Origin of the sequence: Burkholderia sp. Leaf177 (genome assembly GCF_001424345.1) — a bacterium.
GTDB lineage: Bacteria > Pseudomonadota > Gammaproteobacteria > Burkholderiales > Burkholderiaceae > Caballeronia.
On the sequence record NZ_LMPF01000025.1, the window covers coordinates 336,078 to 348,473 of the forward strand.

Sequence of the window (12,396 nt, forward strand, 5' to 3'; positions counted from 1 at the left end):
TCAATAAAGTGGCGCGGAGCGCAGCACGTTGACATCTTTCGCGCTGACAGGCGTGCCGTGATTGCCCCACGCGGTGCGGATATAGGTGACCACGGCCGCGACTTCTACATCTGAGAGCGATTGCGCGAAAGGCGGCATGCCGTAGGGCATGGGGTTTTTCTTCGTGCCCGGCGCATAACCACCGTTGAGCACCATGCGGATCGGGTTCACCGACGACGTCATCTGGATGGACTGGTTCGCTGCGAGCGGCGGAAAATGCGGCAGCTTGCCCTGCCCTTCTGCTGCGTGACAGACAGCACATTGCGCGTCGTAGATCTTTTTGCCGAGCGGCGACATGGTGTTCTTTTCTTCCGCGAGCGCCGGCGTGGGCGGCGTGATTTTCTCCCCGGCGCGCGAGGGAAGCGTCTTCAGATAGACGGCTACGGAACGGATGTCTTCATCGGACAGATACTGGAAACTTTCGTACACGACTTCTGCCATCGGGCCGTACACCGCACCGCGATTCGATACCCCCGCTTGCAGCAAATCCCCAATGTCTTCGATGCTCCAGTCGCCGAGCCCCGCTTCCTTATTCGATGTCAGAGACGGCGCATACCAGTTCTGGATCGGGATCAAACCGCCTTCGAAACGCCTGGACGTGGAGTTGCCACCGAGCGCATTGATCGCCGTGTGGCACATGGTGCAATGACCGAGTCCTTCGACCAGATACGCACCGCGATTCCATTCGACCGACTGCGTGGTATCCGGCTGGTATTCTCCCGCGCGGAAATACAAGGCGCGCCAGCCGTATAACAACGAGCGTTGATTGAACGGAAAGCGTAACTCGTGCGCACGGTTAGGCTGGGCAATGGGCGGCGTGGACAGCAGAAACGCGAAGATCGCATCGGAATCTGCGCGCGTTACTTTGGTGTACGACGCAAACGGCATCGCTGGATAAAGCAGTTCGCCGGTGCGCGACTTACCCGTGTGCATCATGTTGTAGAACTCCGCGGCACTCCACTTGCCGATACCGCTTTCTTTATCCGACGAAATGTTGGGCGTGTAAAGCGTGCCGAACGGCGTTTCCATGGGCCGGCCGCCACCAAAAAGCTTGCCGGCGGGAACGGTATGACATGCGATGCAATCGCCCGCGCGCGCGAGGTACTCGCCACGGGAAACGACTGACGGATCGGCTGCTTGCGCATTCGACGCCACAACAAACATGCAAAGAAGCATGAGGGCCCGGAAACTGAACACGTATATTTCCTCGCCTTATGGATTAGGTACGGTGCCGCAAGCAAGCGGCATCTTGAGAGAGCCGGCAGCAACCGGAACGGGATCAGCGGGAGCAGGCAACGACGCCAAGTAAGCGGCTATAGCCGTGATGTCACGCTCGGCCAGCCGGGTGCTAACTTCATGCATGCAATCGGATGCAAGCGTCTTGCGCGTGCCGTAACGCCACGCGCCCAATTGCGCACTGATGTAGTCGGCATGCAAACCAAGCAAGCCCGGAATGGCAGGCTCCATTCCGGTAAGCGCTGCGCCATGACAGGCAGCGCACGCCGGGACCTTGCGTGACGGCGCGCCGTTATTGACAAGCGATTTGCCCAGCGCGAGTGTTGCCGCATTAGCGGTTACGGGCGCAAGCTCGGGAAATGGCGGGCGCTCGCCAGCGAAATGTTCGGCGATCTGTTTCAAATAAGCGTCCGGGAGATAAGCCAATAAATAATTCATTGGCGGGTATTGCCGGCGACCATCCCTGAAGGCAAGCAACTGGTTGTACAGATAACCCGCGGGCTTGCCCGATAGCCGCGGATAATAATCGTTGCTCGTACCTTCGCCTTGCGCGCCATGACATGCTGCGCAAGCGAGAACGCGCGCCTGCATGGTGTCTGGCGCCTTTTCAACAGGCGAAGCGCCGGCGGCGAACGCACCCGCGCTTGATAGCGCGAACAGCACTAGTGAAATGACAACGCTGCGAATGCCCACCGTTGTGTCCTCGATCGGTTTTTGTATCTGTAGTCGTGCGCTACAGCGAATTGTTATACGACGCTATTGTGTTGGCTTTGGACTTTGAAAAGCGCGTTGAGTGCGGCATGAGCGAAGCTTAAAGCACTTAATGGATTTTGCCGAGAGCCAACATTCACACGACGTCGCGAATTATTAATCATTTGAGTAATGATTCAAAAGCCCGAAATAAAGAGCTTCAACGTTCAATGATCGAGATCAATGAAGGCGCGGAATTTCGCTAAGCGCAGATAATTTTCTAAAGTAGTTTCTTAGCGAAATAACGCTTAGCCGAAATTGGAAAAATCGCTTGGGCGCTTAAGCGCAAGCGATCTTCCATATGACTAAATCTTTACTTAAGGCCCAAGCGCTTGGCGAGCCGGTTGAGGTTCGCGCGGTCCAGTTGCAGTTCACGCGCGGTCGATGCCCAGTTCTCGGTATTACGCGTCAACGCATCCTGAAGAAGCGTTCGCTCGAACGAAGTGACAGCGCTACGAAAATCCTGGACCGCCGTTTTCGGTGTCGATGCATCCGGGTTTATGTTTTCCTCTTGTGTATCGTTCAGCCCGAGATGCGCGGCGGTCAGGCTCAGAATGCGCGGATGCTCGGCTTGAGCCGCGAGCGCTTTCAACGCACTGCGGCCAATCAGGTGTTCGAGTTCGCGCACATTGCCGGGCCATGCGTAACCGGGCAGCGCGGCTTGTGCATCGCTTGAAAGACGCAAGCTCGCTAGGCCCAGCCGCGAGCGGTTTTCCTCGAGGAAGCTTCCTGCCAGCATCAATACATCACGGCCACGCTCGCGCAACGGCGGAACCCGCAGCGGATAAACACTTAGCCGATGATAAAAATCCGTCCGCAACCGCCCCGCCCTGACCTCTTCCACGAGGTCGCGATTGGTTGCGGCAATCACGCGGACATCGACCGTATGATCGCGATCCGAACCTAAACGCTGAAGCTGCCCGTTCTGCAGCACACGCAACAGCTTTGCCTGCACGCCGAGCGAAAGTTCGCCGACCTCGTCGAGAAACAGCGTGCCGCCATCGGCTAGCTCGAACTTGCCGCGACGATCCGACGACGCGCCCGAAAATGCGCCGCGCACATGACCGAACAATTCGCTTTCGACCAGGGTGTCCGGTAGCGCCGCGCAATTCAGGCTGATCAGCGGCTTGTTCGCGCGTGGTGATGCCGCATGAATCGCGTTGGCAACGAGTTCCTTGCCGACGCCTGTCTCGCCGGTGATCAGCACGGTCAGGTCGCTGCCGGCCACGATCCCGATCTCCTGGACCATGCGCTTATGTGCCTTGCTGTTGCCGATCATCGTGCGATGGCCCTGGCCGTGTGCTTGCCGGTACGCGTCGGCACGGCGCCGTTCTTCTTCGCTCGTGCGAGCCAGCGTATCGATGCGTTCCACCACGCTGACAGTGGCGGCCGCCAGACTCAGGAACGCGCTGAGCGACGACATGTCGATGCTGTCAAAGCGTTCCGGGTCGAGCGCGTCGAGCGTCAGCAGACCCCATGGCCGGCCGTTGATGACAAGTGGGCAACCGAGGCAATCGTGTACTTCGAGATCGCCGGATATTGCCTGCACGAGGCCATCGTAGGGATCGGGTAGATCGGAATCCGAAGCAAACCGCGTCGGCCCGGCGTTGGCGAGCAGTTGCACGAAACGCGGATGGTCAGCCACACGAAAGCGCCGCCCGAGCGTATCCATGCTCAAGCCCTCAATGGCAAGCGGCACCAGCGTATCGCCTTCCAGCCGCAATAGCGCGGCGGCATCTGCCGGGAACAGCGCGCGCATGGTTTGCAATAGCCGCCGATACCGCTCGGCATCGGTGAGGTCGCGCGACAGATCCTGCATGAGCGGCACTAATGCATCGAGCAGGAACCGTGGAGTCATTTTGACTTCGCAACGAGTCTGTTCGACCAGAGTCTTTTTAACCATTCAACTTTGCAAGCCATTGATTTCAATAGGATGCGAGTGTGGCACGAAACTTGGATTAACAGGTATAGCGACCGCTAGTTTTTGCTCCGCTCAACTGACCATAAGGAATCTCGCCATGCTATCCGCAGAACATCGTGCCATCGTCAAGTCCACCGTCCCACTTCTCGAAAGCGGCGGCGAAGCGTTGACCACGCACGTTTACGGGCTGTTGATGACCGAACACCCCGAGGTGCGTCCGTATTTCAACCAGGCGCATCAGGCGAGCGGCGCCCAGCCGCGGGCACTCGCGAACAGCGTGTTGATGTACGCAAAGCATATCGATCGGCTCGAACAGCTCGGCGACCTGGTTTCGCAAATCGTCAACAAGCACGTGGCGCTCGATATCCTGCCCGAGCACTATCCGCTCGTGGGCTCGTGCCTGCTTCGGTCCATTCGTGAAGTGCTGGGTGCCGAGATCGCGACCGATGCCGTGATCGAGGCGTGGGCTGCCGCGTATGGGCAACTCGCGGATTTGCTGATCGGTCTCGAAGAATCGATGTACTCCGAACGTGAAAATGCACCAGGCGGCTGGCGCGGCCTGCGCCTGTTCCGCGTCGCGCGCCGGGTGGTGGAAAGCGACGAAATCACGTCGTTCTATTTGCGCCCGGACGACGGCGGAGAACTGCTCGCCTTTCAACCCGGGCAATACATTGGCATGCGGCTGGTTCTGGATGGCGAAGAAGTCCGCCGCAATTATTCGTTATCGGCGGCGGCGAACGGGCGCGAATATCGCATCAGTGTGAAGCGCGAGCCTGACGGCCGGGTATCGAAGCATCTGCATGCGAATCTCAAGGAGAATGACGCCATTGAACTGCTTGCGCCCGCGGGTAACTTTAAACTTGAACCCAGCGACAAACCGCTCGTGCTTATTACGGGCGGTGTTGGCATCACGCCGGCGCTGGCGATGCTCGAAACCGCGCTGCAAACCGAACGTCCGGTGTATTTCATTCACGCCGCCCGAAACAGCGGGGTTCATGCATTCCGCGATTTCGTTGATGCACACGCTGAAAAACATCCACGCCTGAAGCGCTTCTACTGCTATTCCGAAGCACGCCATGGCGATTTGCCGGCTCATGGCACCGGTTACCTGGATCAAGCGCGGCTTGCACAGTGGTTGCCCGAAACGCGTGATGTAGACGCCTATTTCCTTGGACCACTTCCTTTCATGAAAGCGTTGAAGCAGACGCTAAAAGCACTTGGTGTCCCGGAAGCGCAAACTCACCATGAATTTTTCGGCCCGGCAGCGGCGCTCGAATAAGGATGACTTGCATGCAATAACGATGTCGTGCGTTCGTTAGCAACTTGATGTTCGCTCGACTCTCGCTTAGGCGAATGCGATTGATTGTTTAGCGTATCTGCATTCGCTTTAAGCGGAGTGCCTTGCTTTTTTATTGCCCCGACTTTAAACAGCGTGGTAATTACGAACCTGCATAGATATTGCAGAAGCTGACGGGACCCACGCACGTGTTTTGCCCTTGCGTACCCGGCATTGCCATGCGCGGTGCACTCACGCTGGAACCCGACGCAACACCGCCATAAGAGGCAGAACTTTCCTGACGGTTAGCGAACTGGCTTTGGAATGCCGGGCTGATATCCGGATACGATGCGTCAGTCACGTACTCCGAACCATTTTGTTGTGCTTCAACGAGTTGCTGGCGAACTTCAGCACGAGTAAGTCCTTGTGCAAACGCGCTCGGGGCGAAAGCGCTAGCCGAAACGATTGCAGCAACGGACAAGGTAAGCAGGGCAAGCTTTTTCATTATCGACTCCAGTAGATTGAGGGTAACCAACGCAACGTGTTGCGGTTGGTACAAGGGCTAACCCATCGATCACCGCTTTTATTCCTGCGATATCCATAAATTATTTGGCCTTCATTCGTTTGTTCGAAGATGCCTGGAAAAACACGCGTTCTTTGGTGCAAGCCGGTCGCTTCATTCCGATCGGTAAGCTAATTGGAAGCTCGGCCATCGGACGGTTTATCCAATAAAAAATTGCCAGGCGCGAATACGATTTATGGACTTATGTGAATTCAGCACGAATCGTCGTAATCTTGTATAAGGACTTGCGGTACGAGAGACCAAAAAATATCCCCACGACAACTGGAGTTGCAGATGACGACCCTTTCCATAAACGGCGAATCTCACACGGTCGACGCCCCGCCTGACATGCCCCTGCTCTGGGTACTTCGCGATCTCGTAGGTCTGACAGGGACAAAATTCGGCTGCGGCATCGCCCAATGCGGTGCCTGCACCGTGCACCTCGATGGCGTTGCCGTACGTTCCTGCGTGCTTCCGGTTGCAGCAGTCGGCAGTCGCAAGGTCACGACTATCGAAGCAGTCAATGCCACGCCCGCCGGCAAGAAAGTGCAGGACGCGTGGGTCGCGCTAGACGTTGTGCAGTGCGGTTACTGTCAGTCGGGCCAAGTGATGTCGGCGGCGTCGCTCATTGCGTCCAACCCCGATCCCTCCGACGCCGAGATAGACGCCGCCATGGCCGGCAACATCTGCCGCTGCGGCACGTACAACCGCATTCGCGCCGCGGTCAAGCACGCCGCCAAGGGGGCGTGACATGTCGCGAGGACTGCTGGAAGCACAAAATCGCCGCGCACCTGCCGGCGTGAACCGGCGTTCATTTTTGAAGCTGGGGGTATCGGTTGGCGCAGCCGTGGGCGGCGGCCTGATGCTCGGCTTCAGCCTCCCGGCTGCGAGCCAGGGCGAGGCGCCCAAGGGCAAATCAGTGATCGGCGGCGACGCCAGCGAAGCGCCGCAAAGCGGCGTATTCGAACCGAATGCATTCATCCAGATCGATGCGACCGGCAAGGTGACGCTGGTGATTCCCAAAGTCGAAATGGGCCAGGGAATCTACACGTCGATACCGATGTTGATCGCGGAAGAACTCGAAGTGCCGCTTGATAGCGTTGTGATCGATCACGCGCCGCCGAACGAAAAGCTCTTCACAGATCCATTGCTCGGTGGTCAGCTCACGGGCGGCTCGACGTCCATTCGCTATGCGTGGGAGCCCATGCGCAAGGCAGGCGCGACTGCGCGCACGCTGCTGATTTCTGCTGCGGCACAGCAATGGCAGGTCGAGCCCGCAACGTGTCACGCCGAACGCGGTGAAGTGGTGCATATGGCAACGAGCCGGCGTATTGGCTACGGACAACTCGTGGATGCCGCATCGAAACTTCCCGCACCGCAAAACGTAACGCTCAAGGATCCTAAGGATTTCAAACTGATCGGCACGGCGCACAAACGCCTGGATTCGCCGGAGAAAGTCGACGGCACTGCCGTGTTCGGTCTGGACGTGCGCGTGCCCGGCATGGTGTACGCGGCAATCGTGAACAGTCCGGTGTTCGGCGGCAAGCTGGTTTCGGTCGACGACACCAACGCGAAAAAGATTCCGGGCGTGCGTCAGGTGATTCGTTTCGATAACGGCGTGGCCGTCGTCGGCGACCATACGTGGGCCGCCAAACGCGGCGCGGCAGCGCTTGAACTAACATGGAACGAAGGCCGCGGCGCGGACTTTTCCACGGCGAAAGTCGTGCAGCAACTCGCGGATGCATCGAAGAAAGACGGCGCTGTCGCCCGCAAGGACGGCGACACGAAAAAGGCCTTCAACGACGCCAAGACACGCGTCGATGCCGTGTACCAGCAACCGTTCCTGGCACACGCGACCATGGAGCCGGTGAACTGCACGGTGTCGGTACGCGGCGATGGCTGTGACATCTGGGTCGGCACGCAGGTTCCGACACGCGCCGTCGATACCGCCATGAAGATCACCGGCCTCCCCGCCAACAAGATCACTGTCCACAACCATTTGCTCGGCGGTGGTTTCGGGCGGCGGCTTGAGACGGATTTCATCGAGCAGGCGCTGAAGATAGGCAAGCAGGTCGGCACGCCCGTGAAGGTTACGTACACGCGCGAGGAGGACGTCCAGCACGACATGTATCGCCCGTATTACTACGACGTGATTTCGGCCGGCCTCGATGCAAACGGAAAGCCGATCGCGTGGCAACACAGGATCGTGGGCTCGTCGGTGATGGCGCGCTTCGCGCCGCCTGCTTTCAAGAACGGACTCGATCCCGACGCGGTGGAAGTCGCTGCCGATTTGCCCTACGACTTGCCGAATCAGTTTATCGACTACGTGCGCCAGGAACCGATGGACATTCCCACCGCGTTCTGGCGCGGCGTAGGTCCGACGCGCGGCACCTTCGTGGTCGAAAGCTTCATGGATGAACTCGCGGCGCAGGCCAAGATCGATCCGGTGAAGTATCGCCATGACCTGCTCGGAAAAACGCCGCGCGCGCAGAACGTGCTCGACGTGGCCGCGCAGAAAGCCGGCTGGGGTAATACGCCGCCCAAGGGTCAGGGGCGCGGTGTATCGGTCATGCACGCGTTTGGCAGCTTCTTCGGAATGGTGGTCGACGTGACCGTGAACGGCGACGGCGAAGTCGCGGTCAACCGCGTGGTGTGCGCGGTCGATTGCGGCATGGTCGTGAATCCGAATACCGTGGAGGCGCAGATTCAGGGCGGCATTATCTTCGGCATCACGGCCGCACTTTATAGCGAGATCACGATCAAGGACGGCCGCGTGGAACAGGCGAATTTCACGGACTACCGCATGCTGCGGATCGATCAGACACCGCCAATCGAGGTGCATATAGTCAAGAGCAGCGAAGCGCCCGGCGGGATCGGCGAACCGGGTACGGCGGCACTTGCGCCCGCTCTGACCAACGCCATCTACGCCGCCACCGGCAAGCGCCTGCGGCAGTTGCCCGTGGGCCGTCAACTGCTGAGCGCGTGAGGGAACACACAATGATCAAACAACTCGTTTCCGCAATCGCGCTCACGTTCAGCCTGCCGATGCTTTCACAAGCAGCCGCGCCTGCCGACGATCCGCTCGTCGCCCGTGGCGCATATCTCGCGAAAGCCGGCGATTGCGTGGCCTGCCATTCCGCGCCCAAGGGCAAACCGTTCGCCGGCGGCCTGCCGATGAACACGCCCATGGGGAAGATCTACACGACCAATATCACGCCGGACCCTGAGACGGGTATCGGCAAATGGACCGAGGAGGATTTCGAAAAGGCGGTGCGTCAGGGGGTATCGAAGGATGGACACAATCTCTATCCCGCCATGCCTTATCCGTCCTACACCAAGGTTCGCGATGACGACGTGAAAGCCCTCTACGCGTACTTCATGAAAGGCGTGGCGCCGGTCAATCAGGCGAATCGCGCAGCCGATATTCCGTTCCCGCTCAACATGCGCTGGCCGCTCAAATTCTGGAACATGGTGTTCCTGGACAAAGGCGTTTATCGCGACAAGGACGGCAAGGACGTTGCATGGAATCGCGGTGCGTACCTGATCCAGGGTCTCGGCCATTGCGGCTCGTGCCATACGCCGCGCGGTATCGCGTTCCAGGAGAAGGCGCTCGACGAAAGCGGCGGCGCATGGCTCACGGGCGGCGTGCTCGATGGCTGGTTTGCGTCGAACCTGACAGGCGAGCAGAACGTAGGATTAGGGCGATGGTCGGACGCTGACCTGACGCAATTCCTGAAGACTGGAGCGAACGCGCATGCAACGGCGTTCGGGTCCATGACCGACGTCATCAATCACAGTACGCAGGGCATGAATGATCAGGATCTGGCTGCCATGTCCACGTACCTGAAGTCGTTGCAGCCGGCGGGTGGCACGAACGCGCCGGCCTATGCGTACGATCCGAAGGCGACCACGGCATTGCTCGCGCATCCCGCCAACGATGCAGGCGCGAAGGTCTACACCGCTTACTGCATGCACTGCCACGGTGTGGACGGCAAGGCGTTCGCCCCGCTGCTTGCGCCGCTCGCGGGTAATCCCAACTTGCTCGAGAAAGATGCATCGTCGCTCATCAACGTGACGCTGAACGGCACGCAGGATCTCGTGATCCAGGGCATTCCGGCTGCGTATCCGATGCCGAAATACGCGCCCGTGCTGAACGACCAGCAAATCGCCGATGTGCTGACGTTCATTCGTGCAGGCTGGAACAACGGCGCGCCGGCCGTTGCAGCGGGTGATGTTGCAAAGCTGAGGAAGTCGACACAAGCAGCGCAATAAAAAACGGCGGCGGATTGAGGTCCGCCGCCGTTTTTTTACTCCAGTTCCTTATTCCGATGCGACCTTCAACAACACCGGCTGATCCCGGTAAAACGTTGGGTACAAACGCTTGAGGTTTTCCACCTTGGGCAAATCGTTGATTGCGATGTAAGGCGCATCCGGATGCAATGTCAGGTAATTCTGGTGATATGACTCAGCTGGATAAAAGCCTTTGAGCGCGTCCGTCTTGGTCACGATCGGCGCCGGAAATACGTGCGCCTTGTTCAGTTGCGCAATATAGCTTTGCGCTACGTGCTTCTGCGTATCGTTGGCCGGGAAAATCGCCGAACGATATTGCGTGCCGCTATCAGGACCTTGCCGGTTGAGTTCGGTTGGATCGTGGGCGACCGAGAAGTAGATCTGCAGTAGCTGGCCGTAAGTCACTTTCGTCGGGTCGTACGTGATTTGCACCGACTCGGCATGGCCGGTTTGACCGCCGCTCACCGTTTCGTATTGCGCGGTATCGGGCTGACCACCGGCGTATCCAGAGACCACTTTCGTCACACCATTGACGTGTTGAAACACGCCCTGCACGCCCCAGAAACAGCCGCCTGCGAGCACCGCTGTTTCCTGATGCGCGGCGCCGACAGGTTCATCGACTGCGGGCGGCGCCAGAACGACCACGGCTTCTGAGGAATGCGCAACGTGCATCGACAAGAACAGGACGGTCGCGCCCAGGCTGATTGCGCTAAGCAAGCCGGCGCCGCGCGAGCGCAAGGATTTTTGGTTCGGGAAATTCATGGATAAGCCTCCGGGTTTCGGGAGGTTTTATGCACGACGCCAGCCGCGCACAAAGCCCCTTTCGACTTATGTTAGCGCGCCCGGAAGACAATAAATGCTTGATGACAAAGATGTAATCAAGAGGTCATAGAAGGCTCGGCTAGCTTAAGGCGGAATTCACGCCGGACTTAGCAAATCGGCTAGCGCAATTGCGACGGTTTTGGTCGCGATCTTGAGGTCTTCGAGCGCCACCCGTTCATCCGCGCGATGTCCATTCGCCTCGAGCAAAGTCCGCGGCCCCGCTCCATAAATGACGGTTGGAACGCCGGCCTCGCAATACAAGCGCGCGTCGGTGTAAAGCGGAACGCCTTCCGTTGGAATGTCGTGCTGCAAGGTGATAATGGCCGCGCGTTGCAAGGCCTGCGACAAGCGCTCGGCGCCTTCGAGAAAACGCAGCGGAGAAGTGACGAGAATTTCCTCGATATCGACATCGATTCCCTGCAAATCCTTGACCGCGCCCGCGATCAGCGCCTTGAGCGCACGCAACACGTCCTCGGGATTTTCTTCGGGCACGACCCGCCTATCGAGCCGCAAAGTGACTTTATCGGGCACCACATTCGTATTGATACCGCCCTTGATCAAGCCGACCACCAGCGTTGGATGGTCGATTCCCAGCGTATTCGACCGAATATCACGTAATGCCGCGCGATGCGCATACAACGCGTTGAGCACCGCCGTCGCCGCTTCCAGCGCGTCGTGTCCGGTATCGGGACGCGCGGCATGCGCCGACTTCCCGCGCACCGTTACTTCGAGGTGGATTGCACCGTTGTGAGCGGTCGTGATCGCGTAAGAAAAGCCAGCGCAAATTGCGTAATCCGGCTTGACGATGCCCTCTTTCAGCAACCAGCCCGGCCCGATCAACCCGCCGGTTTCCTCGTCGTAGGTGAGATGCAGCTCTACGGTTCCGTCCAGTTCCGCGCCGCTGTCGATCAAGGCTTTCAACGCAAAAGCATAGGTCGCGAAATCCGACTTCGATACCGCCGCCCCGCGCCCATACATGAAGCCATCGCGGATTTCTGCGCCGTATGGATCGGCGGTCCAGCCGTCGCCGGGCGGGACCACATCGCCGTGCGCGTTCAGCGCAATGACCGGCCCCGCCCCGAAGCGATGCCGAATCACCAGGTTCGTCGCGCTGATCATACCGGCGCGTCGCACGTCGTTCGCGGGAACCGCGTGGCGCTCGACTTCGAAGCCCGTTTGTTCAAGCCATTTAGCGGCCATCTCGGCATGGTCTGCACAGTCGCCCGGCGGATTGTCCGACGGCTTTTGTACAAGCGCGGAAAGGAACGCGACTTCCTGGTCGAACTGGCTGTCGACGCGAGCCATCAGGTTTGCGGCAAGTGCGGTATGGGTCATGGGCTTGGGCCTAATGTCGATACAAAGCATGGTAATGGCGAACGCCTGGACTAGGCGAACTCGCGCCAAATAACCGCCAGCTTAGCGGACGCGAGACACGGCTAGCTAAGCGCCGCCAAATTCCGTGCATAACGAATCGCGTTAAATTTCTCTTCAATCTGCAAT

Annotated in this window: 10 protein-coding genes; 4 read left to right on the forward strand and 6 right to left on the reverse strand. The window is 58.9% G+C overall.

The window, feature by feature from the left end; genetic code table 11:
- The 3 genes from ASG35_RS28150 to norR all read right to left on the reverse strand — a co-directional run bounded on the left by ASG35_RS28150 (position 1) and on the right by norR (position 3,928).
- Positions 1-1,215, reverse strand: a complete 1,215-nt coding sequence (locus tag ASG35_RS28150) for a cytochrome c (RefSeq protein ID WP_082508649.1) — start codon at positions 1,213-1,215, stop codon at positions 1-3.
- 36 nt (positions 1,216-1,251) lie between these two features.
- The gene (locus tag ASG35_RS28155; protein WP_056366112.1) at positions 1,252-1,866 is read right to left on the reverse strand and encodes a c-type cytochrome; all 615 of its coding nucleotides are present in this window, start codon (positions 1,864-1,866) and stop codon (positions 1,252-1,254) included.
- A 472-nt stretch (positions 1,867-2,338) separates the two neighbouring features.
- Positions 2,339-3,928, reverse strand: a complete 1,590-nt coding sequence (gene norR / locus ASG35_RS28160) for a nitric oxide reductase transcriptional regulator NorR (RefSeq protein WP_056365488.1) — start codon at positions 3,926-3,928, stop codon at positions 2,339-2,341.
- A 115-nt stretch (positions 3,929-4,043) separates the two neighbouring features.
- Between norR and hmpA the strand changes: the two genes are divergently transcribed.
- Positions 4,044-5,225, forward strand: coding sequence for an NO-inducible flavohemoprotein (hmpA, locus tag ASG35_RS28165; protein WP_056365491.1), 1,182 nt, complete (start codon positions 4,044-4,046; stop codon positions 5,223-5,225).
- A gap of 160 nt (positions 5,226-5,385) precedes the next feature.
- Here hmpA and ASG35_RS28170 read toward each other — a convergent pair whose 3' ends face one another.
- Entirely contained in the window at positions 5,386-5,727 is a 342-nt protein-coding gene (locus ASG35_RS28170; RefSeq protein ID WP_056365494.1) for a DUF4148 domain-containing protein, read from the reverse strand.
- Positions 5,728-6,078: 351 nt separating this feature from the next.
- On the opposite strand from ASG35_RS28170, the gene ASG35_RS28175 reads away from it, so the two are divergent.
- The 3 genes from ASG35_RS28175 to ASG35_RS28185 are packed head-to-tail and all read left to right on the forward strand — an operon-like array spanning position 6,079 to position 10,056.
- On the forward strand, positions 6,079-6,534 hold the full coding sequence (locus ASG35_RS28175) for a (2Fe-2S)-binding protein (RefSeq protein WP_056365497.1): 456 nt from the start codon (positions 6,079-6,081) through the stop codon (positions 6,532-6,534).
- Position 6,535: 1 nt separating this feature from the next.
- Positions 6,536-8,770: a xanthine dehydrogenase family protein molybdopterin-binding subunit gene (locus ASG35_RS28180; protein ID WP_056365499.1), complete on the forward strand. Its 2,235-nt coding sequence runs from the start codon at positions 6,536-6,538 to the stop codon at positions 8,768-8,770.
- 11 nt (positions 8,771-8,781) lie between these two features.
- Positions 8,782-10,056 (forward strand): cytochrome c, encoded by a 1,275-nt coding sequence (locus tag ASG35_RS28185; protein ID WP_056365502.1) that lies wholly within the window; start codon positions 8,782-8,784, stop codon positions 10,054-10,056.
- 48 nt (positions 10,057-10,104) lie between these two features.
- Here ASG35_RS28185 and msrA read toward each other — a convergent pair whose 3' ends face one another.
- The gene (gene msrA, locus ASG35_RS28190) at positions 10,105-10,836 is read right to left on the reverse strand and encodes a peptide-methionine (S)-S-oxide reductase MsrA (RefSeq protein ID WP_056365505.1); all 732 of its coding nucleotides are present in this window, start codon (positions 10,834-10,836) and stop codon (positions 10,105-10,107) included.
- A 156-nt stretch (positions 10,837-10,992) separates the two neighbouring features.
- Entirely contained in the window at positions 10,993-12,231 is a 1,239-nt protein-coding gene (locus ASG35_RS28195; RefSeq protein WP_056365508.1) for an ArgE/DapE family deacylase, read from the reverse strand.
- Positions 12,232-12,396: the final 165 nt, after the last annotated feature.